At 40.0% G+C, this 21,504-nt stretch carries 20 protein-coding genes and 2 tRNA genes; 12 read left to right on the top strand and 10 right to left on the bottom strand.

Features of this window, described 5'->3' with window-relative positions; all coding sequences use genetic code 11:
* Positions 1–228 precede the first annotated feature (228 nt).
* Entirely contained in the window at positions 229–1,116 is an 888-nt protein-coding gene (locus IRT38_RS04325; protein ID WP_005156652.1) for an SDR family NAD(P)-dependent oxidoreductase, read from the top strand.
* Positions 1,117–1,213: 97 nt separating this feature from the next.
* On the opposite strand, the gene IRT38_RS04320 is transcribed toward IRT38_RS04325, so the two are convergent.
* Complete coding sequence (locus tag IRT38_RS04320; protein ID WP_004951481.1) at positions 1,214–2,320, bottom strand: SDR family oxidoreductase; 1,107 nt, start codon at positions 2,318–2,320, stop codon at positions 1,214–1,216.
* Between the two features lie 104 nt (positions 2,321–2,424).
* On the opposite strand from IRT38_RS04320, the gene IRT38_RS04315 reads away from it, so the two are divergent.
* Both IRT38_RS04315 and IRT38_RS04310 read left to right on the top strand, forming a co-directional pair.
* Positions 2,425–2,802 (top strand): MerR family DNA-binding protein, encoded by a 378-nt coding sequence (locus tag IRT38_RS04315; protein WP_194597028.1) that lies wholly within the window; start codon positions 2,425–2,427, stop codon positions 2,800–2,802.
* Between the two features lie 203 nt (positions 2,803–3,005).
* Positions 3,006–4,298 (top strand): MFS transporter, encoded by a 1,293-nt coding sequence (locus tag IRT38_RS04310; protein WP_194597027.1) that lies wholly within the window; start codon positions 3,006–3,008, stop codon positions 4,296–4,298.
* Positions 4,299–4,355: 57 nt separating this feature from the next.
* On the opposite strand, the gene IRT38_RS04305 is transcribed toward IRT38_RS04310, so the two are convergent.
* From IRT38_RS04305 to IRT38_RS04285, 5 genes are all read right to left on the bottom strand, one after another.
* Positions 4,356–5,120 (bottom strand): HD domain-containing protein, encoded by a 765-nt coding sequence (locus IRT38_RS04305; protein WP_194597026.1) that lies wholly within the window; start codon positions 5,118–5,120, stop codon positions 4,356–4,358.
* 94 nt (positions 5,121–5,214) lie between these two features.
* Positions 5,215–5,532 (bottom strand): AzlD domain-containing protein, encoded by a 318-nt coding sequence (locus tag IRT38_RS04300; RefSeq protein ID WP_151760303.1) that lies wholly within the window; start codon positions 5,530–5,532, stop codon positions 5,215–5,217.
* Positions 5,529–6,239: an AzlC family ABC transporter permease gene (locus IRT38_RS04295; RefSeq protein WP_194597025.1), complete on the bottom strand. Its 711-nt coding sequence runs from the start codon at positions 6,237–6,239 to the stop codon at positions 5,529–5,531. The genes IRT38_RS04300 and IRT38_RS04295 overlap by 4 nt, the downstream gene beginning before the upstream one ends.
* Before the next feature lie 80 nt (positions 6,240–6,319).
* Positions 6,320–7,150 carry an AraC family transcriptional regulator gene (locus tag IRT38_RS04290; protein WP_194597024.1) on the bottom strand — a complete coding sequence of 277 codons (831 nt, stop codon included), beginning with the start codon at positions 7,148–7,150 and terminating at the stop codon, positions 6,320–6,322.
* Between the two features lie 167 nt (positions 7,151–7,317).
* The gene (locus tag IRT38_RS04285) at positions 7,318–9,675 is read right to left on the bottom strand and encodes a Tex family protein (RefSeq protein ID WP_004951470.1); all 2,358 of its coding nucleotides are present in this window, start codon (positions 9,673–9,675) and stop codon (positions 7,318–7,320) included.
* A gap of 318 nt (positions 9,676–9,993) precedes the next feature.
* On the opposite strand from IRT38_RS04285, the gene ompR reads away from it, so the two are divergent.
* The 3 genes from ompR to IRT38_RS04270 all read left to right on the top strand — a co-directional run bounded on the left by ompR (position 9,994) and on the right by IRT38_RS04270 (position 13,896).
* Positions 9,994–10,758 (top strand): two-component system response regulator OmpR, encoded by a 765-nt coding sequence (gene ompR / locus IRT38_RS04280; protein ID WP_004657337.1) that lies wholly within the window; start codon positions 9,994–9,996, stop codon positions 10,756–10,758.
* Positions 10,759–10,775: 17 nt separating this feature from the next.
* Complete coding sequence (locus tag IRT38_RS04275) at positions 10,776–12,230, top strand: ATP-binding protein (RefSeq protein ID WP_042893156.1); 1,455 nt, start codon at positions 10,776–10,778, stop codon at positions 12,228–12,230.
* Positions 12,231–12,381: 151 nt separating this feature from the next.
* Positions 12,382–13,896, top strand: coding sequence for an acetyl-CoA hydrolase/transferase family protein (locus IRT38_RS04270; protein ID WP_194597061.1), 1,515 nt, complete (start codon positions 12,382–12,384; stop codon positions 13,894–13,896).
* Between the two features lie 53 nt (positions 13,897–13,949).
* Here IRT38_RS04270 and IRT38_RS04265 read toward each other — a convergent pair whose 3' ends face one another.
* The 4 genes from IRT38_RS04265 to IRT38_RS04250 all read right to left on the bottom strand — a co-directional run bounded on the left by IRT38_RS04265 (position 13,950) and on the right by IRT38_RS04250 (position 16,182).
* On the bottom strand, positions 13,950–15,209 hold the full coding sequence (locus tag IRT38_RS04265) for an OmpP1/FadL family transporter (protein WP_194597023.1): 1,260 nt from the start codon (positions 15,207–15,209) through the stop codon (positions 13,950–13,952).
* A gap of 196 nt (positions 15,210–15,405) precedes the next feature.
* Positions 15,406–15,481: transfer RNA gene (locus tag IRT38_RS04260), tRNA-Phe, on the bottom strand.
* 139 nt (positions 15,482–15,620) lie between these two features.
* Positions 15,621–15,696, bottom strand: a tRNA-Phe gene (locus tag IRT38_RS04255).
* A 108-nt stretch (positions 15,697–15,804) separates the two neighbouring features.
* The gene (locus IRT38_RS04250) at positions 15,805–16,182 is read right to left on the bottom strand and encodes a GNAT family N-acetyltransferase (protein WP_004909759.1); all 378 of its coding nucleotides are present in this window, start codon (positions 16,180–16,182) and stop codon (positions 15,805–15,807) included.
* Positions 16,183–16,285: 103 nt separating this feature from the next.
* On the opposite strand from IRT38_RS04250, the gene hisB reads away from it, so the two are divergent.
* From hisB to IRT38_RS04220, 6 genes are all read left to right on the top strand, one after another.
* On the top strand, positions 16,286–16,879 hold the full coding sequence (gene hisB, locus IRT38_RS04245) for an imidazoleglycerol-phosphate dehydratase HisB (RefSeq protein ID WP_004877928.1): 594 nt from the start codon (positions 16,286–16,288) through the stop codon (positions 16,877–16,879).
* The gene (gene hisH / locus IRT38_RS04240; RefSeq protein ID WP_194597022.1) at positions 16,879–17,496 is read left to right on the top strand and encodes an imidazole glycerol phosphate synthase subunit HisH; all 618 of its coding nucleotides are present in this window, start codon (positions 16,879–16,881) and stop codon (positions 17,494–17,496) included. Before hisB ends, hisH begins: the two co-directional genes overlap by 1 nt.
* Positions 17,497–17,677: 181 nt before the next feature.
* Positions 17,678–18,211, top strand: a complete 534-nt coding sequence (locus IRT38_RS04235; RefSeq protein WP_194597021.1) for a DUF805 domain-containing protein — start codon at positions 17,678–17,680, stop codon at positions 18,209–18,211.
* 93 nt (positions 18,212–18,304) lie between these two features.
* Positions 18,305–18,967, top strand: a complete 663-nt coding sequence (locus IRT38_RS04230) for a 3'-5' exonuclease (protein WP_194597020.1) — start codon at positions 18,305–18,307, stop codon at positions 18,965–18,967.
* A 65-nt stretch (positions 18,968–19,032) separates the two neighbouring features.
* Complete coding sequence (gene hisA / locus IRT38_RS04225) at positions 19,033–19,764, top strand: 1-(5-phosphoribosyl)-5-[(5-phosphoribosylamino)methylideneamino]imidazole-4-carboxamide isomerase (protein WP_004909768.1); 732 nt, start codon at positions 19,033–19,035, stop codon at positions 19,762–19,764.
* 233 nt (positions 19,765–19,997) lie between these two features.
* Positions 19,998–21,467 (top strand): SulP family inorganic anion transporter, encoded by a 1,470-nt coding sequence (locus IRT38_RS04220; protein WP_194597019.1) that lies wholly within the window; start codon positions 19,998–20,000, stop codon positions 21,465–21,467.
* Positions 21,468–21,504 lie beyond the last annotated feature (37 nt).

The raw sequence follows: 21,504 nt of genomic DNA, 5'->3' as shown, positions 1-21,504 counted from the left end.
CCTTAACATAGGGCTTTTTTTCTATGCAAAATTCGGAAAATATAATATCATTTTTAAAATATCGGTTTATTTTTTTAGAGTTTTTACTCTAAAAAGATATTAAATTTCAAACATTTACACTAGACAAACAAAAAATATCGGTTAATATACATACAAAATAAAGTGCAGTGCCTAATCACAACCATGACGGCAATGCAAACAACAGCTTGATTAATGTAGGACACGTACATGAACGCAAAACTTAAAAAACTTTTTCAACAAAAAGTCGACGGTAAAACAATCATTGTTACTGGTGCATCAAGTGGTATTGGTTTAACAGTTTCAAAATATCTTGCTCAAGCTGGCGCTCATGTCTTGTTGCTTGCTCGTACTAAAGAAAAATTAGATGAAGTCAAAGCTGAGATTGAAGCTGAGGGTGGAAAAGCTTCTGTTTTTCCATGTGACCTTAACGACATGGAATCAATTGATGCAGTTTCAAAAGAAATTTTAGCTGCTGTTGATCACATCGATATTTTAGTGAATAACGCAGGTCGTTCAATTCGTCGTGCTGTACATGAGTCTGTTGATCGTTTCCATGATTTCGAACGTACAATGCAATTAAATTACTTCGGTGCAGTACGTTTGGTATTGAATATCTTGCCACACATGATGCAACGTAAAGACGGTCAAATCATCAATATCAGTTCGATTGGTGTACTTGCAAATGCAACCCGCTTCTCTGCTTATGTAGCGTCTAAAGCGGCATTGGATGCATTTAGCCGTTGTTTATCTGCTGAAGTTCACTCACACAAAATTGCAATCACTTCGATTTATATGCCGTTAGTGCGTACCCCAATGATTGCACCAACTAAAATCTATAAATATGTACCGACGCTTTCTCCTGAACAAGCAGCAGACTTGATTGCTTATGCGATTGTGAAACGTCCGAAAAAGATCGCAACCAACTTAGGTCGTCTCGCATCAATTACTTATGCGATTGCACCGGATGTAAATAATATTTTGATGTCGATCGGCTTTAACTTATTCCCAAGCTCTACAGCATCTATCGGTGAGCAAGAGAAATTAAATCTTGTACAACGTGCCTATGCGCGCTTGTTCCCAGGTGAACACTGGTAATCTGCGATAATTTGAAAAAGCCTCCTCTACGGAGGCTTTTTTATGTACAAAAATACAATGTGTATAAATCCAGACTTATCCACAGGGTGTTGATTATCTAAGCAGATTTCGGCTGTTGTCCGACCCAACGACTGGTTTTTTCTAAAGCCAATTTCAGATCAGTTTCATGTATATTCCACTTTTGAATCAGTTGAGCCAATGAAGTCGTATTCAGTGGCTCAGTTCGAATAAAATCTAACATTTCCTTAGACATCTCTAACTTCTGAGCCAGCCATTTCCATTTTAGTATCACTCTTAAGACAGCTAAAGGCACATAGCGTGTAGGTGCTTGCTGATTAACTTGTGTAGCGATGATATTAAACATCTCAGCTAAAACAAAACGTTGTTGATGAGCTACCAACAGTTCACGTTGGGCTAAACTGTTCTCGGTTGCAGCAAGTGCCATGACTTTCACCAAGTAATCTACTGTCACCAGTGGCAAATAATGTTGAGGTGTAGCAGGTATTGCACCCATTTTTTTCCGCTTTAATAAATCCACCATTTGGGCAATCGGTTGATTGTCAGGAATTTCTCCCGTAAGCGCATCGCCCACGACAGTTGCTGGATGAATGATTGTCCAATCAATCTTTAATTCTTCTGCCAATCTCATCCACGCATAATGAGCTTCGATCTTGGATGCCTCATACGCACCCAATTGTTGATAAACCCTATTCCAATCAGTGGTTTCAGGTTGATCGAGACAAATTCCCGCTTGTTGTAAATGCGAGTGAATAGTCAACATGTACCCTGAAACGTGGATGGCACGATCTAATTTGCAGTATTTATTCAGACTTGAAAGTAAATTCAGTGCCCCTTCAACATTAACCTTGCGCGCATGTCGCATACTCAAATCCCAAGCAAACAATGCACTACTGTTGTACAAAGTATTCACTTGCTGCAATTGTTCCCAAGTGCTGCTCTCTATACCCAAATCAACTTGCGTCACATCACCTTGCACACACTGAAAACGTTCTAAACTTATATTTCGATTTCTCAGCCAATCTTCGAGCTGTCTTTGCTGCTGAGCTTTATTACGGAGCAATGCAAAAACTTGATGTCCTTGTTGTAACAATTCGGCAATCAAAAACCGCCCAACAAATCCTGTAGCACCAGCAACAAATGCGACTTGTAAAGATTGCTCTACTTTTAAAGTTGTTTGTTTCATTTGAATGACTCTTTTTTTGTCGTTGTAGGAATAGGCTAAAGGATGGAGTACACTCAAAGGTCAAGGGTATTTTTATAAAAACTCAAAAATAAAAAGGTCTTATTATGTTGATTGGACAATTATCTAAACATAGTGAATTAAGTAAGGATACTATTCGTTTTTATGAGAAAATGTCACTTATACAATCAGTTACTTGCGCTAATGGATACAAAGACTATCCAGAGCAAACTTTGCAACAACTGTTATTAATTCGAACAGCAAAAAATTTGGGATTCTCACTCAATGAAATTAAACAAATTTTAGAAATGACCTCAGAACAAGAAATATCTGCGCATCAAATGCAAAATATCTTTCAAGAAAAACTCGCGGCGATAGATGAAAAAATCTTTCAACTCCAACAAATTCGAAACATGCTGAGCCAATTCACTCAAGGTGAACCGTGTCCTTTACGAAGGGATTGTTCTATTCCACAATTAAAGTAATTGTTTTTTAAAAAATTACTATTTTAATTATCACTATATTCTTACTGCTAAAGCCTTACAGAACTCTCAGGTCTTTCTCACAATCTAAAAATACAGTCATAAAAAGCATACAAAATAGTGTCATTTTCATGCTTTTTTAGCGGTATCTAACAAACGGTAAAGATTCAGTAACAGAATCTTGCTTAGTGTAGAAAGGATCAAATATGAGTCAGACATATAGCAAGGAAGAAAGAACGAGCCGCATTAAAGGCATCGTTGGTGCAGCATCAGGGAATTTAGTGGAATGGTTTGATTTTTATATCTATGCCGTTTTTGCTGCTTATTTTACTCATGCATTAACCGCTCCAGATATGGAACCCACGACCAAAGCCATTTATGTTTGGGGGGTGTTTGCAGCGAGTTTCTTTATGCGTCCAATTGGTAGCTGGTTGTTTGGACGAATTGCTGATCGGCATGGTCGTAAAAAATCGATGGTGATCTCGATTTGCCTGATGGCACTCAGCTCATTTCTTTTTGCTGCCCTACCAACCTATGATCAAGTCGGCATGCTCGCTCCATTTTTATTACTGATGGTTCGCTTATTACAGGGGTTATCTGTAGGTGGTGAATATGGTGCAGTTGCCACCTATATGAGTGAACTGGGTTTAAAAGGTCAGCGTGGTTTTTTTGCTTCTTTTCAATACGTCACCTTATCAGGAGGCCAACTACTAGCAAGCTTACTTGGGGTCATCTTACTGGGCTTCATGACCGAACAACAATTAAATGATGGTGGATGGCGTATTCCCTTCGTGATTGGCGGTGTCGCTGCATTACTTTCATTGGCTGCACGTAGCCGTTTAGAAGAAACCTTATCAAATGAAGATGCTGAACGTGAAGAATCGGGAAGCTTAATTGCACTATTAAAGCAACATTGGAAAACTTTCTTATTGGTGGTGGGTTATACCTCAGCAGGTTCACTGACATTTTATGTAGTGACTGTATATTCAAAGACCTACCTAACCAATATTGGCATGGATGGTAAAACAGTGGGGTTTATCATGACCACTGCTTTATTTGTTTTTATGATCGCTCAACCTTTTTTTGGAATGTTGTCTGATCGAATTGGCCGTCGTGCCTCTATGCTCGCTTTTAGTCTATTGAGTGCTATTTTCATCTATCCCGTGATGGTGACAGGAATGCGTAGTTTTGCAGACTCGCCTGTGATTATTACCTTATTGCTCATTTTCTTGATGATGCTGTTGAGCTTCTACACTTCCATTAGCGGTTTGGTCAAAGCAGAAATGTTCCCGCCTCATGTACGCGCATTAGGTGTTGGTTTCTCCTATGCGGTGGGTAATGCACTATTTGGTGGTTCTGCACCTTCTGTTGCACTGTTATTCAAAGATGCAGGCATTGAAAATACATTCTTCGTATATGTCATTATCATGTTGATCATTTGTTTCTTCTGTAGTTGGGCATTACCGAAACAACCTGAATATTTAGAACATGACCACTGATAAAATTTAATCCATTAAATCAACCACTTTTGTTCTACTAAAAGTGGTTTTTTATTTTTATTGATCAAGATAAGGATTAAATTTAACTAAATATTTAAACCCACTTTGTACCACCATCGCAGTACGTGATTTCGGACGAGCTTGAGCTTCATGTTGGGTGAATTCAATCATAGGTTGATTAAAATCTAAACGTGGATATTGTTGATTTAACTGTGTTCTGAATGTAGTAGAGAACTCAAAACCACGGCTGCCTATCACATCACAACTGGCTGCTTGTTGTAGTAAATGAGCTTCTACACCATCCTCAAGCGCCACGAATGGATTCATATGCATACTGATCGCATCAAATAATTGATCAGCACGTGGTGTTTGCCAACCACGTTGTATTGACCAATCTTTGGCTGCATAAGCGCCCTGTCCTGCAAAGCAGCGACAGTTTGCATGGTGTTGGTAATGCTGCTCAGTCATTCCCAAATCATGCAACAAACATGAAACTGCCAATAACTCCTCATCCGTTTTTAGCTTTTGAAGCTTGGAAAATGCAACGGCGTAATACCAAGTCCTCAAACAATGATTTTGTAAGGCAATTGAGCTACAGGACTGCATCTTTTCAATTGCGTGTTTGATCTCGACACTATCAGGCAAATGCAAATCACCTATCTGTAATATTTTTGGAGCTTTGGTCATACTGCTTGCAAATGCATACATTTTTACACTTTGCTGAAGTACAGGCAGCAAACTATGACTTAACAATCTCATACGATCTGTTAAGGATAAATCACCTGAAGTTTGAATCATCCATACCTGTCGACCGATTTGCATTTGATTCACCAATAAAATTAGAGTAATTACTCTAATTTTTATAAGTATTCTGTTTAGATGTCAACTCAGGATAATAAAGCGTTCCAGAAATCAACTAATTCAACCAAAATACCAAACCATAAAAGCATGCCAAACTTAATATAATTGTTAACAAGGTATGACGAACTACACAAGCAATCAAAATCGTCAAAATTGTGGCGAGAAAATAAGGATTGAGTAAGCTCTCACGAAATGCACCATGCTCATCCATAAACACGATTGGGGTGGCAATTGCAGTCAATAAACATGGAGCAGAATACTGCAAAGATTGTTGAAACCATTTCGGCAGTCGCAAAGGAAGATTAGGTTCAAGCAATATATAGCGATTCATAAATACAACTAGTGCCAGAATAATCAGGATAAACCAAGTCATACTTTACGCTCCCGAAAATTCTGTAAACAAGTCGCAGCAAACATCCCGATCACTCCAGCCATGATTGCCGCACTTTTAATCCCTAGACTTAAAAAAACCACCGTTAATGTGACTGAAACAAGCACACCAACCAAAGTATTTAAGTTTTTAATAAATGGAACTACGATTGCAATAAAAGTTGCCACGATGGAAAAATCGAGATGGTATTGATCTAAATTAGGGACTGCAGTAGCAAGGAATACACCACAAGCGCTAAACAGTACCCAACACAAATAAAAACAAAGTCCAGCACCAAGTAGATAATGAATATAATGTTGTTGCTTTTTAATACTCACCGCAAACAACTCATCCGTCAGCAAAAAACCCAGCATCAAACGATTTTTTAAGGGTTGTTTGGAGATATCTTCTCGCAAATACAAAGCATATAAATAATGCTGTTTAGTAATCAGAAAAACTGAAATAATGATCGTTAACGCAGGTGTACCCGCCATAACTAACCCTAAAGTCATCAACTGTGCTGCACCCGCAAAGACAAGTGCAGACATTGCAATGGCTTGCATGGTTGTAAGGCCTGCTTGAATCGCCATCGAACCTGCCAACAAGCCCCAAGGTAATACGGCAAAACACAATGGAAGTATTTTGATCACTCCATTTAAAAATGCCCGTGATTCGGTCATCGGGGTATGATCTATGTTTTCAGCTAACATCTACATCACAATCATTGATTAAAAACCCAATGACTATGCCAAATCTAGATCATCCAAGCTTGTATAAAATTGCTGTTTTTTTATTTTAGATAAGCAATATAACCGCCTGGCGTAATACCAAACGTTTGACGAAAATGCCGACTAAAATGACTTTGATCTGAGAAACCACATTGCTGTGAAACTTCTGATAAGTTCAAACCCTGTCTCAATAATTTTTGTGATTTCTGTAATCGCGCTTGGATCAACCACGCATGTGGTGAGAGTCCAACATGCTTTTTAAATTGACGTAAAAAATGCCACTGACTCAGATTCGCCATTTCAGCCAATTCGATGAGTGAAAACTCTTGCTCAGGCATACTCGCCATTAATTCTTTAATATTTAAAATACGGTTTTTTGCATTACTGAGGTCAGCGGCATGCGGTTTTGTTTGGCTATATTTTGAGATTAGCCAAGCAATCGTCGATAAGAACAAGGTTTGTTTGAGCAAGGTATTGCTCGGTTGCTCTAACAAATCAAATAGTAATCGTAATTGCTGCGCCAGACCTTCGTCATGCAACACGGCTTCTCTAAACCACGGTGCTGTGCCATGAATAGTCGTGTGATCACGCGTCAGTTCATGGAAAATTTCTGGAGTTGGATAAATTGCTCGATAACGCCAGCCCGTTTCTACCGCAGATGAGCCTGTATGTACTTCATCAGCATTCACCAAAATAATATCGCCTTGCGGTGCGACATGATTGCCCCCTGTACGATAAAAACGTTGTGCACCCTCTTCAATCACACCGATACAAAATCCTTCATGAACATGTCGCGAGAACTCCTGCTGAAAGTAACTGGCTTTCAACATTTCTAAACCACCGAGTTCTTCGAGGTGTAAATAATCGACTTGTTCACGAGGTCTGCGCGACATCACGACCTCCTAAGGCATGTATGCATCAGCTCAGGTTAGCTCGATTTGATGAAATTTATAGAATAAAATTGCTGTTTTATATTTCATAATCTATTTACAACTTTATTAAATCATTTCTAACTACAAACAAAAAACCTTCCCGAAGGAAGGCTTTTTAACAGATTAACTTATTTAGAGCCTTTAATCCCTGCTTGTAATAACAAAGCACCTAGACCACCGATTTTTTGCTCTTGTGGTTTTTCAGCTTTTGGCTTGTTATTTTGCGGACGCTTAAAGTCGCCCTCTTTACGTGGAGGACGTTGACCTTGAGGCTTACGTTCTGAACGTTCAGTACGCTCTTGCTGTGGACGCTGCTGCTGACGTGGTGCTTTAGCAGGCGCAGATCCTTCAGCACGCATACTCAAGTTCACACGATTACGTTCAACATCAACTTGCATCACACGAACTTGCACGATCTGACCTGGTTTCACGACTTTGTGTGGGTCAGAAACGAATTCATTTGCAAGTTCAGAGATATGCACTAAACCATCTTGGTGCACACCTACGTCCACGAATGCACCGAAGTTGGTTACATTGGTTACAACGCCTTCAAGCTGCATCCCCTCAGTGAGTTGTGCAACTTCGGTAATGTCTTCACGGAACTTCGCTGTACGGAACTCAGGACGAGGGTCACGACCTGGTTTTTCCAATTCTGCTAAAACGTCTTGAATCGTCGGCAAACCGAATTTGTCATCGACAAACTCTTCTGCTTTTACTTGGCGAATAATTTCTGTATTACCAATGATATCTTTTACAGTTGTTGCTTTTGCAGCAACAATTTTCTCAACCAAGCCATAACTTTCAGGGTGAACAGCAGATGCATCTAATGGCTCAGAACCATCTTGAACACGTAAGAAACCAGCTGATTGTTCAAAAGTACGCTCGCCCAAACGTGGAACTTTCTTCAATGCTTGACGATTATCAAAACGTCCATTTTCTTTACGGTATTCAACGATTTGTTGTGCAATCGCTTTGTTTAAACCTGCGATATATGCCAAGATCGCTGGAGATGCTGTATTGACATCCACACCCACCGCGTTCACACAGTCTTCAACAACTGCATCTAGTGTTTTTGCTAAACCTGTTTGGTTTACATCGTGTTGGTACTGACCTACACCAATTGATTTTGGATCAATTTTTACAAGCTCTGCTAATGGATCTTGTAAACGACGAGCGATTGAAACCGCACCACGAATAGATACATCAAGTTCTGGAAGTTCTTGTGCAGCCAATTCACTTGCAGAATAAACAGATGCGCCTGCTTCACTCACAGTGATACGTGTTAATTTCAGATCCGTATTTGCCGCCATCATTTCAGCAACAACTGCTTCTGTTTCACGGCTTGCTGTTCCATTACCAATCGCAATAAGTTCCACGTGGAACTCTCTGCACAAACGCGCAAGCTCCGCAATCGAACCTTCTTTATCTTCTTTCGGTGCAAATGGATAGATTGTGCTGTGTGCAAGGACATCACCAGCTTCACTAATCACCGCCAGTTTTACCCCTGTACGAATACCAGGATCAACACCTAAAGTAACACGTCCACCTGCTGGTGCAGATAGAAGTAAATGACGCAAGTTCTCTGCAAATACATCCATTGCTTCAGCTTCAGCAGATAGACGCTTATCTGTTAGCAATGAGTGTTCAATCTGTGGACGAATCTTACCTAGCCAGAATAATTTTGCAGTTTGCTTTAAATAATCTTGACGGCTCTGTGGTTGTACTTGGTCTAAGTTGTATTCAGTTTCAATACGCGCCAATGGTGCATCATCTTCACCATCCACTTTTAAACCTAATACATTTTCTTGACGACCACGTAGCATCGCTAACAAACGGTGTGAAGGAACTTTGTTTAAGTTTTCAGAGAACTCAAAGTAATCACGGAATTTCTTACCAACTTCTTTTTTCTCTTCAGATGCCACAGCACTCTTTAGCACAGCAGTTTTAGAAAAAGTTTGTTTTAATTCAGTGGTTAATGCAATATTTTGCGCCCAATCATCAATTAAAATATGCTGAATCGCATCCAACTGACTTTCAAGATCTGGGTAATCTTCATGGCTGAAGCCTGATAATGCTTCTGTAGGATCAACTTGTTCAGCAAAAATCTTTTCTGCGATCGGCCCTAAACCCGCTTCTTTCGCTTTGAAAGATTTGCTTGTGCGTTTTGGACGATACGGCGCATAAATTTCTTCTAATGCATTCTTGGTTTCAGCCGCATTTACACGTGCAAGTAAATCATCACTTAACTTATCTTGTTCTTGTAAAGATTGAATCACTTTCTCACGACGTTCGTACAAATCACGTAGGTAAGCCAAACGTGTGTCGAGTTGACGCAATTGAGTATCGTCTAAGCCTTGCGTGACTTCTTTACGGTAACGTGCAATAAAGGGAACACTGGCGCCTTCATCAATTAAACGAATAGCAGCTTCTACTTGGTTTGGACGTACGGCAAGTTCATTTGCCAACTGCTGAACTAAGTCAGTCATCGTGATTGATTCCACAAGGGTTAATTCTAAAAGCACTGATTATAAAGTCCACGGCTATAAAATCCACCATTGTTTTTTTGAAAATTTTACGAGTAGATTATGCAAATTGATCAATGTTTCTAAAATCCCAAGATTTTTTCAGCTAAATATTGAAAAATAGATTGATTGTCATAATTTTACCTGTATATGTTTGGTATCTATCTCTTGATTTTATTGGCAATATTTGTTGCTTTATAACATAGCCAAACCTGTGCAATGAATCGTATACTGCCTGACATTGCATAATTACGATGACAATAAACGATAAAGGAGCACATCATGAGTTTAGTTGTACCTGCTGAATCGACGGAAACCGTACACCATGAGACAGACCGAGTCGAACGCATTTTAGTGGTCGATGACGATGTGCGTTTGCGTACGCTTTTGCAACGATTTTTAGAAGATAAAGGTTTTGTAGTCAAAACTGCTCATGACGCGACACAAATGGATCGTTTATTACAACGTGAATTGTTTTCGTTGATCGTTCTTGATTTCATGCTTCCTGTCGAAGATGGCTTAAGTATTTGTCGCAGATTACGTCAATCTAATATTGATACTCCAATTATCATGTTGACGGCACGTGGAAGTGACTCTGATCGCATTGCAGGTTTGGAAGCTGGCGCAGACGATTATTTACCAAAACCATTTAACCCAAATGAACTTTTAGCTCGTATTCGTGCTGTGTTACGTCGCCAAGTGCGTGAAGTACCGGGTGCACCGAGTCAACAAGTTGAAGTTGTTAGCTTTGGACCATGGTCTCTAGATCTTTCAACTCGTACACTTACTCGTGAAGGTCAAGTTGTGACTTTGACGACTGGTGAATTTGCTGTATTAAAAGCATTGGTTCAGCATCCACGTGAACCGTTAACCCGCGATAAATTGATGAATTTAGCACGTGGTCGTGAATGGGGTGCAATGGAGCGTTCGATTGATGTTCAAGTGTCTCGTTTACGCCGTTTAATCGAAGACAACCCTGCCCGCGCTCGTTATATTCAAACCGTTTGGGGTGTAGGCTATGTTTTTGTTCCAGATGGTGCTGAGTAAGTTCAGGAATTTCAACGTTGAAACTGGAACCCATTGACCCTCAAGCTTTTACTGAGTTTGTATCTTACTCTGAACGACCGCGTACCAAGTGGGAACGTTTCCTAGACAAGATCAAACCACGTTCCGCTGCGATGCGGACCACTATTCTGGTACTGTTCACCGTATTCTTCAGCTTATTTATGTCTTTGTGGTTCTTCTGGCGAACTTTGTATTTGCCAGAGTTACAACAACACGCACGCTATCTCGCTATTGAATTAGAGCTGGTCAATAATCCTGATATTCGAATTTTGCATCGTGATACAGAAGTCGATATTGATACGTGGTTAAAAAACCGTATTGGTATCGAATACATCACTGATCCGAAAGAATTTCCAAAGATTGAAGACAAATTTCTAGCTGAATTATTTACTGATGAAATCGAAGCCAAACTTGCCAAAGAGTTAGGTGTTGATAACGTCACCGTTTATTTTAAATTTAAACCAATTCCTCGTATCTGGATTCAAACTCCAGAGATGAATGGTAACTGGGTGCGTGAACCACTAAAAACCTATACCAATTACAGTGTTGAACTGATTGCAACATGGTTATTTGGTGTACCGATCTTATCTTCAATTATTATTCTAACCTTGGTTCGCCAAATGAATCGTCCATTGCGTCGATTACAAAATGCCGCCAATAGTTATAGTAAAACAGGTAAAGCACCTTATTTAGATACTAATCACGGGCCTTTAGAAATTCGTCAGGTGAACCAAGCTTTTAACCATATGGTTTATACGCTTGAACAAACTGAGCGAGACCGTCAAATTATGTTGGCTGGGATTTCCCACGATTTGCGCACACCATTGACGCGTATTCGTCTCACTGCAGAAATGCTACCCGATGAATTCTTTCGTGAAGGTCTAATTTATGATGTTGATGATATGGATGCGATTCTTAACCAATTCATTTCGTACATGCGTGATGGATCGGATGAAGAACTCACTGATACCAATATCAACACGTTGCTGCAAGAACTTGTCATTCAATTCAAACCATTAGATATACGTTTTGAAATGCAGGATTTACCTACTATTCCTGCTCGTAGTCTCTCTTTAAAGCGTCTGATCGCCAATTTAATCAATAATGCGAAACGCTATGGTGCCGAACCGATTGAACTTTCTGCAAGCCATGTAGACGAACACATCCTCATCACTGTTGCTGATCATGGTGAAGGCATTCCACCCGATCAAGTTGAAGAACTCATGCAACCCTTTGTACGTGGTAATTCAGCGCGCACTGTTCAAGGTAGCGGACTTGGCCTTGCAATCGTAAAACGTATTGTGGATATTCATCAGGGTAAAATTAGCATTCGCAATCGTGAGCAAGGTGGTTTAGAAGTTGTGATCTCTTTACCAATCGTGACTCCTCATGTTGAAGAGACTGAGAAAAATACGATTAGCAAGATTAAACAAACACTTAGTGAACACTTCTAATTCAATACAAGATCAATCAAAAATGTCTCGTATTTTTGCTCGCAAATCATCTTCTATTTCACATATTAGACCTTAGCCGTAGTCCAATTCCCTTTTGATTTTTTAGCGCTAAAATCCATATCTAATGAAAAAGCAATATTGAGAATGGATGATGTCTTTAAGTCGTATTCGCCTTGCGTCTCTACACGACAAAGTGATGAGTGCAGAACAGGCTGCTCGCTTTATTGAAAATAATATGACGGTTGGTATGAGCGGATTTACTCGTGCAGGAGAAGCGAAAGCCGTTCCTCAAGCACTGGTTGAACAAGCTAAAAAAAATCCGTTAAAAATCACGTTAATTACTGGTGCAAGTCTCGGAAATGACTTAGACAAACAACTGACGGAAGCAGGTGTACTTGCGCGCCGCATGCCATTCCAAGTTGACAATACCTTACGTCGTGCAATTAATAACGGCGAAGTGATGTTTATTGACCAACATTTATCTGAAACCGTTGAACAAATGCGTAATCAGCAGCTCAAACGTCCAGATGTAGCTGTGATTGAAGCGGTCGCTATCACTGAAGATGGTCACATTGTTCCAACAACATCAGTTGGTAACTCTGCAAGCTTTGCAATTTTCGCGAAAAAAGTGATTGTAGAAATCAACACATCACTCAGCGAAAACTTTGAAGGCTTACACGATATTTACATCCCAACCTATCGTCCAACGCGTACACCACTGCCTTTAACTCAAGTGGATGATCGTATCGGCTCTACTGCGATTCCAATCGATCCTGCAAAAATCGTCGGCATCGTGTTCAACGATACAGCTGACTCACCTTCAACAGTGACAGCGCCAGATGATGAGACTCAAGGCATTGCAAATCATTTGATTGCATTTTTTGAGAAAGAAGTTGCTGCTGGTCGTTTAGCGAAAAACTTAGGTCCTTTACAAGCGGGTATTGGTTCTATTGCAAACGCTGTTCTCACTGGTTTGAAAGATTCAAACTTCGAAGATCTTGTGATGTACTCTGAAGTACTTCAAGACTGTACGTTTGAGTTGATCGATGCAGGTAAAATGAAGTTTGCTTCTGGTAGCTCAATTACACTTTCAGCTCAGTGTGGCGAGCGTGTATTTGGCAATCTAGAGCACTACAAAGATAAATTAGTCTTACGTCCACAAGAAATTTCAAATCACCCTGAAATTGTGCGTCGCTTAGGTATTATTGGGATCAACACTGCCCTTGAATTTGATATTTATGGCAATGTGAACTCAACTCACGTTTGCGGTACCAAGATGATGAATGGTATCGGTGGCTCAGGTGATTTCGCACGTAATGCGCACTTAGCAATCTTTGTCACCAAGTCAATCGCAAAAGGTGGCGATATTTCTTCGATCGTGCCGATGGTGAGCCATGTTGATCACTGTGAACATGATGTTGATATTCTAGTGACAGAACAAGGCTTGGCTGACCTTCGTGGTTTAGCACCGCGTGAGCGTGCACGTGTGATTATCGATAATTGTGTACACCCACTCTACCAAGCTGCATTAAACGATTATTTTGATCGTTCATGTGAGCGTGGTGGACATACGCCTCATATTCTTCGTGAAGCATTGTCATGGCATGCAAATTTTGAAGAAACAGGTCATATGCTATCGAACGGTTCTTTAGCTAAAACAGCTTAAATTTCCTTTGTAGCAAATAAAAGGCTGAATCTGTTGATTCAGCCTTTTTCTATTTAGAACTTCACACCGTAAGATATACCTAAAATATGTTGATCCATTTCTAGATTTGCCTCACCCCCACCAAATGCTGTCGGGATAGACTGATTGCCATTTACGGTTTCTTTTAAACCATAGGTATAGGCAACACTTAACTCTTGCGCTCGGTCAATATCCCACGTCGCACCTAGACTAACATGATCTTTAATCACACCTGGTGCTAGAATATTTAAGAAAGTCTGATCTTGTGGGATAGGCTGATCATTATGGCTATAACCAGCACGCACTGTGAGTTGTGGATTGACTTGATAGCTTGCTCCCAACTTATAGACGTTAATATCTTTCCAGCCGAAACCCTGTCCCTTTTCTGATCCGAAAGTATTCCCTTGAATCACTGAAGCTAAACTAAAAGGATTACCGACCGAATCAACATCCGAATAATTGATTCGCTGTACATCCGCTAATACAGTCAAAGCAGGGGTTAACCTGAAGCTCGCTCCAATCCCGTAACTCTCAGGAACATCAAAATCACCCGATTCAGCAAATAAACCGCGATACTTATCAAATTTATCTGCATCAATTTTTGACGCGTAGTTTGCTCCGACAGTAACGACATCATTTAGTTTCGCACTCCAGCCCACTCGTACCCCAATCCCAGTAGCTGAGTCTTTACCTTTATTGCTTAGATTTTTTCCATCATTTGAAAATGGGGCAAAACCAGAAATTCCTTTCGCTTCAAAACGTTGATAAAGAAAATTCGTCGCAATCCCGATTGATTGATTTTCACTATAACGCCATGCAACCGTTGGAGAGACAAATACCTGAGATAAATCAACACCCGCTTCGCCTGTATTACCAAATGCAGCATAAGGATTACGTTTATAGGTCGTATTCATACCACCATTGCCATAAATCGCTAAGCCTAAAGCAACGCTATCATTTACTTTCTTATTGATCGCAAATTCAGGCAGTACAAAGTATTCACGACCATTACCGCTGTATTGTCCATTGGCACCTGCTAAGTTCCCCTCAATCTCAGCAGAGCGTTTAGGATTAAATAGAGTCGCACCAACATCCACACGGCTATCAATCCAGCCCAAACCTGATGGATTACTCGCTATAGTGAGCGCATCGTTAAATGCAGCGATAGAGGCACCAGCTTGACCTTGGGCTTTCACGCCATAACCATGCATAAAATAGCCCGTTGTCGCAGATGCGTGCTGTGCTATACCCGATAAAAGAACAACTGGAAGAGCTACCCCGATAAACTTTTGCATAACTTATCTTCAACAAAAATAATATATTCGTAAGTATATTGTTTTTCTTTTATTCATATAACTAAGTAAAATTGAGATGCATATTCTTTTTATTCATAAAGAGTTTTTAATATAGAACTTAGAAAGACTTAAATATGAATTACGCATAATTTAACCCATAAAAAAACCCCAAACATTAGTTTGGGGTTTTTGAATATGGTGGCGTGACCCAGGATCGAACTGGGGACACACGGATTTTCAATCCGTTGCTCTACCTACTGAGCTATCGCGCCAATGGCGTGTATTAAGCCGTATCTACAGCAAATAGTCAACAATTATCCTGAGCTTTTGATTTGATTGCCCATTTTTCAGGCAAAAAAGTCCAGATAAAAAAAATCCCTGATGGGATCAGGGATTGAAATTTCGAATCTATGGTGGCGTGACCCAGGATCGAACTGGGGACACACGGATTTTCAATCCGTTGCTCTACCTACTGAGCTATCGCGCCAAAGTGGGCGTATTAAACAATGTTTGTCAAAATCCGTCAAGTTAATTTAAGGATTTTTAGATTAAGTGTTTAATTTAACTCCAATTAGACCCCATATTTAGCTCGCGATTAGATTTTTCCAAGATGTGATAGACAACGATGAATCGCGCCACATCCAGGTTCAAACTGTTTTACGCCCTGCTCTTCTTCGATACGGCAAACTTCCTCAACGAGGCGTTCTGCCACACCGCGACCGCGATTGGATGGATGTACAACAATATATTCCAAAACACGGCTTTCACCTTGTCCTGTGACCCAGATTGCACCTATAATTTTGGTGTTAAATTCAGCGGTATAAACTGTGGTATATTGCTGTAGATCTTGTTCAAGTTGCTGCATTGCATCTTGCCCATCACCAAACTCTGGACTGGTGTCATAAAGTCGCTCTAGCTGGGTACGAATTCCTAGATTTTCTAGTGAACTGTAAGCATGTACGGTAATAGGCATTGATTAACCCTCCTGAGCAAACTATGATGCTGTCACTTTTTCGTCACAGCGAAACTTTGGTTTTTAATTCAATCATTTTTGACGTTTTTTGAGGAACGTGTCCATGACGCAACGTATCAGTGAAGTGGTAAGAAATACCAACGAAACAAAAATTCGAGTTCGTCTCAATCTCGATGGTACTGGTCAAGGCACACTCAACACTGGAGTTCCATTTTTAGACCATATGATTGATCAAATCAAGCGCCATGGTCTATTTGATATCGATATTCATTGCGATGGTGACTTGGAAATCGATGATCACCATACCGTCGAAGACTGTGGAATCACCTTGGGACAAGCCTTTGCGCAAGCTTTAGGCGATAAAAAGGGCTTACGTCGTTACGGTCATTTTTATGCACCACTCGATGAAGCACTTTCGCGTGTTGTCGTTGATCTCTCTGGTCGTCCAGGCTTGTTTATGGATATTCCATTCACACGTGCCCGTATCGGAACATTCGATGTCGATTTATTTTCAGAATTTTTCCAAGGTTTTGTCAACCATGCGTTGATGACCTTACATATCGACAATTTAAAAGGCAAAAATAGCCATCACCAGATCGAAAGTGTATTCAAAGCTTTGGCACGTGCTTTACGTATGGCGTGTGAGGTTGATCCTCGTGCCGAAGGCATGATTGCATCAACGAAAGGTAGCTTGTAATGACGCGTATTGCTTTACTTGATTATGGCATGGGCAACTTACACTCAGCAGCCAAAGCGCTAGAGCATGTAGGTGCAACAGTTGATGTGACTAACGATCCTAAGCTGATTGCCAAAGCGGATAAAATCGTGTTCCCAGGCGTAGGTGCCATGCGTGACTGTATGCAAGGTATGCATGAGGCAGGAATTGATGAAGTCGTTCGTCAGGCTGCTTTTAACAAACCTGTACTCGCGATTTGTGTTGGCATGCAAGCATTGCTACAAAACTCTGAAGAGAATGGTGGCGTAGAAGCTTTGGGTATTTTTGAGGGTGTGGTCAAACACTTCCCTGAAATTCCGAATTTAAAAGTTCCGCACATGGGTTGGAACCAAGTACATCAACTTGATCCAAGTCATCCAATGTGGAACAACATCGAGCAAGATGCTCGTTTTTATTTCGTACATAGCTACTATGTCGAACCAAAAGATTCTACAGTTACAGCGGCAACTTGTGATTATGGTGTGAACTTCTGCACCGCGATTCACAAAGACAATTTATTCGCGACCCAATTCCATCCAGAGAAAAGTCATACTGCTGGTTTACAGTTGTTAAAAAACTTTGTGGAATGGAAAATCTAAGCATTTGAACAAGTTTAGTTCCTGATAATAAAGCCAATTTTAAATTGGCTTTATTTTTTTAATTGCCTTATCTATTTATTTCTCATTATTTTTTGCATATCATGCAAACACTTTGAATAAAAATCAAACAACAGATAATTTCAAAATTAAATTTAAAAATCAGAGACTACAGGAAAATAATATGTCTTCTCAGCTTCAAACAAATGATTCAGGTTTTAGTGCAAATGGACGTTTTGGCAGACTCTCTTACTTAGGCTGGAATATGTTACTCGTGGTCTTCGTATTCATTTTGGGTATTATCGCAGCGTTTTTTGTTCCAGCGTTGAGTCCTTCAACGACAAGTTCATCGATGTATGTATTTGGTGGACTCTTTATCATTGTTTATATTGCAATGATCTACTTCAGCTTTGTTTTCTCAATCCGCCGTTTACATGATCGCAATCAAACAGGTTGGTTGTCATTAGTGATGATTATTCCACTCATCAACTTCTTATTTTTTATTTACTTGAGTTGTGCAAAGGGTGATGAAAATACAAATAACTATGGCTCACCTCGTATTACTCAGGGTTGGGAAAAAGTCTTAGCTTGGATATACATTATTATCCTTCCACTCTGCATTTTAGCCATAGCAGCATCCGCAATTCCTGCTTACCAAAACTATATTCAAAAAAGCCAACAGCTCCAGATGGAACAAATGAATAGATATGCAGAATAAACCAAGTCTATTTTTCAAAGCCAAGTGGGAAAACTTGGCTTTTTCAATTGATCAAAACGGTTTAAGCTGAGTGAAACGATTTGAGCTCATTTCATGGAAATGCAACAACAAACTGCGCTTTTAAGCAAAGAACAAATACGCACCTTCCCCGCATTTCAAAACTTAAATCCAGATCGAATTTATGTCATCCATACACTTAATCAGTGTTTACAAATTGAAGCTGAGCTTAAATCTGTGCAAGTGTTCGGCTTTGATACAGAATCCAAACCGACCTTCAAAGTCGGTGAAAAATCAACAGGCCCTCACCTTATCCAGTTGTCTAGCTTAGAAAATGCTTATCTTTTTCAGGTGAATCCAGAAATATTGGCTTTCTTAAAACCTATTTTAGAAAATGAACAACAACTCAAAGTTGGTTTTGGTTTAAAAAATGATGCCAGTGGTTTTAGACGCAAAGGGATTCATCCAAACGGTCTGATTGATTTAGCAAAATGCTTTTTAAATTTTGGATATAACACCCAAGTCGGTGTACAAACGGCAATTGCTTTGTTATTTCAGCGTTATTTTCCTAAAAGTAAAAAAATTAGCACCTCTAACTGGTCTGTTAAACAACTCAGCCCTCAACAAATCAATTATGCTGCGGCAGATGCTTATGCCGCGCGTATTATTTTTGAATATCTCTACCAGCATCAAAGTTTCACGTCACCACTTCAACAACAAATCGAAAGAATACTCGCAGGTTCTCAATCCAAGACTTAGAGATTGATCAATACTTTGTTAATATGTAGCCAATTTTAATTTACGATGAAGCTAGGAGCGAAAGCATGCTAATCATCCCTGCAATTGACCTGAAAGATGGTAAATGTGTACGTTTAAAACAAGGACGCATGGAAGACGATACTGTTTTCTCTGATGATCCTGTGGCAACTGCACAACATTGGGTTGATGAAGGCGCACGTCGTTTACATTTAGTTGATTTAAATGGTGCTTTCGCTGGTACGCCAATTCACAAACCAGTGGTTGAAGCAATTGCGCGAGCACAACCTGAATTACCAATCCAAATTGGTGGCGGCATCCGTTCACTTGAAACCATCGAGCACTACTTAGATGCTGGTGTATCGTTTGTCATTATCGGTACCAAAGCAGTCAAAGAACCTGAATTTGTTGAAGAAGCATGTAAACAATTTGCAGGTCATATTATTGTTGGTATCGATGCGATCAATGGCATGGTAGCTACTGACGGTTGGGCAAATGTCACTGATGTTAAAGCGACTGATCTTGCTAAACGTTTCGCTGACGCTGGTGTATCTAGCATCGTCTACACTGATATTGCACGTGATGGCATGATGCAAGGTGTCAACGTTGAGCAAACTGTTCACTTAGCTCAATATTCAGGATTACCTGTTATTGCATCTGGTGGTGTCACCAATCTTGATGATGTACGCAACTTAAAAGGTCAATCTGGCATTTTAGGTGCAATCACAGGTCGAGCAATTTATGAGGGCACTTTAAGCCTTCGTGAAGCTCAACTTTTACTGGATGAACAATCACTTTAATTGTGCTTAGCTCTAGCGATTTGAATAATGGCTAGAGCTTTTTTCGCTTAAATGTTATCCTCATCCTGATTTTTATCTCGATCTTCAATTCTATAATGTCACTTACGCCACCCTAGTTTTTACAACCCCCTCTTGTAAATAACTCATCACTGTCTAGTGATGTGGTGTAGTCGTGTGCTTTTTTATATCACATCACTAGCCTTTAAAATATTTTTCAAAAATAGGCTATTTCTATGTTTTCCAATGTACGAGAACAATGGTTCTCTAATATCCGTGCCGATGTGCTGGCGGGTCTTGTGGTCGGCTTAGCGCTGATTCCTGAGGCGATTGCATTTTCTATCATCGCGGGGGTTGATCCCAAAGTTGGTTTATATGCGTCCTTCTGTATTGCAGTCGTGATTTCTTTTGTTGGTGGGCGTCCTGCCATGATTTCAGCAGCGACTGGCGCAATGGCTTTGGTCATGGCAAGTCTAGTGAAAGAACATGGATTACAATATCTACTTGCAGCAACATTATTAACAGGTGTACTGCAAATCCTGGTGGGCTATTTAAAACTCGCAAAACTCATGCGATTTGTTTCTAAATCTGTGGTGATTGGCTTCGTCAACGCGCTTGCTATCCTCATTTTTATGGCGCAATTACCTGAATTGATCAATGTAACATGGCATGTATATGCATTAGTTGGCTTGGGTTTAGCCATTATTTATCTCTTCCCTTTACTCCCTAAAATTGGAAAACTTATTCCCTCTCCTTTGGTCTGTATTATCGTTATTAGCCTGATCGCAGTAGGTTTCGGAATTGATATTCGCACTGTGGGAGATATGGGTGAATTGCCAGATACACTGCCTGTATTCTTATTACCCGATATTCCTCTTAACCTAGAAACGCTACAAATCATTTTACCTTATTCGATTGCACTCGCAGCCGTAGGTTTACTTGAATCCATGATGACAGCCACGATTATTGATGAAATGACCGATACGCCAAGTGATAAATTCCAAGAATGTAAAGGTCAAGGGATAGCTAATATCGCATCTGGTTTTATGGGTGGGATGGCGGGGTGTGCCATGATTGGTCAATCCATGATTAATGTAAAATCAGGTGGTCTAACCCGATTATCAACATTTTCAGCAGGCGTATTTTTGCTGATCTTAGTCGTCTTTATTAGTGACTGGCTCAAAGTTATTCCTATGGCAGCATTGGTTGCCGTGATGATTATGGTCTCGATCAGCACATTTGAGTGGAAATCACTGACAGGTTTTAAATCTAATCCCAAAAGTAGTAACGTGGTTATGATTGTCACTGTTATTGTAGTTGTAGCAACCCATAACTTGGCACTCGGTGTACTCACAGGTGTATTACTATCCGCTTTATTCCTTGCCAATAAATTAGAAAATGATATTCGTGTTGACAGCTATATAGAAAATGATGCACGAGTCTACGATTTAAAAGGTCAAATCTTTTTCAGCTCCTCAGAAAAATTCATGCAGGGTTTTAATTTCCAAGAACCAATTTCTAAGGTCATTATTGATTTAACTCATTCACATATTTGGGATGTAACTTCAGTGGCAATGCTAGATTCTGTGGTGAATAAGTTCCAAAGAAATGGAGTCAATGTCACGGTACGTGGGTTGAATGAAGCCAGCTCAATCATGATTGATAAATATGGAACACATACTAAACATCAGTTTGATGCAATTTAGTTCAACACACTAACACCATTAAACATAAAAAAGCCAA

It is taken from the genome of Acinetobacter sp. SK-43 (genome assembly GCF_015351505.1).
GTDB classification, from domain to species: domain Bacteria; phylum Pseudomonadota; class Gammaproteobacteria; order Pseudomonadales; family Moraxellaceae; genus Acinetobacter; species Acinetobacter junii.
The sequence above is the reverse complement of the archived record's forward strand: the minus strand, read 5'-3'. Positions and strand labels throughout refer to the sequence as shown.

What these genes read in the sequence shown, in the direction of transcription:
- IRT38_RS04315 (WP_194597028.1), top strand. Translation starts at nt 2,425, where the DNA reads ATGTTGATTGGACAATTATCTAAACATAGTGAATTAAGTAAGGATACT.
- IRT38_RS04270 (WP_194597061.1), top strand. Translation starts at nt 12,382, where the DNA reads ATGTCTTTAAGTCGTATTCGCCTTGCGTCTCTACACGACAAAGTGATG.
- IRT38_RS04230 (WP_194597020.1), top strand. Translation starts at nt 18,305, where the DNA reads ATGGAAATGCAACAACAAACTGCGCTTTTAAGCAAAGAACAAATACGC.
- IRT38_RS04265 (WP_194597023.1), bottom strand. Translation starts at nt 15,209, where the DNA reads ATGCAAAAGTTTATCGGGGTAGCTCTTCCAGTTGTTCTTTTATCGGGT.
- hisA (WP_004909768.1), top strand. Translation starts at nt 19,033, where the DNA reads ATGCTAATCATCCCTGCAATTGACCTGAAAGATGGTAAATGTGTACGT.
- IRT38_RS04290 (WP_194597024.1), bottom strand. Translation starts at nt 7,150, where the DNA reads ATGTCGCGCAGACCTCGTGAACAAGTCGATTATTTACACCTCGAAGAA.
- ompR (WP_004657337.1), top strand. Translation starts at nt 9,994, where the DNA reads ATGAGTTTAGTTGTACCTGCTGAATCGACGGAAACCGTACACCATGAG.
- IRT38_RS04310 (WP_194597027.1), top strand. Translation starts at nt 3,006, where the DNA reads ATGAGTCAGACATATAGCAAGGAAGAAAGAACGAGCCGCATTAAAGGC.
- IRT38_RS04220 (WP_194597019.1), top strand. Translation starts at nt 19,998, where the DNA reads ATGTTTTCCAATGTACGAGAACAATGGTTCTCTAATATCCGTGCCGAT.
- IRT38_RS04305 (WP_194597026.1), bottom strand. Translation starts at nt 5,120, where the DNA reads ATGCAAATCGGTCGACAGGTATGGATGATTCAAACTTCAGGTGATTTA.
- hisB (WP_004877928.1), top strand. Translation starts at nt 16,286, where the DNA reads ATGACGCAACGTATCAGTGAAGTGGTAAGAAATACCAACGAAACAAAA.
- IRT38_RS04320 (WP_004951481.1), bottom strand. Translation starts at nt 2,320, where the DNA reads ATGAAACAAACAACTTTAAAAGTAGAGCAATCTTTACAAGTCGCATTT.
- IRT38_RS04295 (WP_194597025.1), bottom strand. Translation starts at nt 6,239, where the DNA reads ATGTTAGCTGAAAACATAGATCATACCCCGATGACCGAATCACGGGCA.
- IRT38_RS04285 (WP_004951470.1), bottom strand. Translation starts at nt 9,675, where the DNA reads ATGACTGACTTAGTTCAGCAGTTGGCAAATGAACTTGCCGTACGTCCA.
- IRT38_RS04235 (WP_194597021.1), top strand. Translation starts at nt 17,678, where the DNA reads ATGTCTTCTCAGCTTCAAACAAATGATTCAGGTTTTAGTGCAAATGGA.
- IRT38_RS04325 (WP_005156652.1), top strand. Translation starts at nt 229, where the DNA reads ATGAACGCAAAACTTAAAAAACTTTTTCAACAAAAAGTCGACGGTAAA.
- IRT38_RS04300 (WP_151760303.1), bottom strand. Translation starts at nt 5,532, where the DNA reads ATGACTTGGTTTATCCTGATTATTCTGGCACTAGTTGTATTTATGAAT.
- IRT38_RS04250 (WP_004909759.1), bottom strand. Translation starts at nt 16,182, where the DNA reads ATGCCTATTACCGTACATGCTTACAGTTCACTAGAAAATCTAGGAATT.
- hisH (WP_194597022.1), top strand. Translation starts at nt 16,879, where the DNA reads ATGACGCGTATTGCTTTACTTGATTATGGCATGGGCAACTTACACTCA.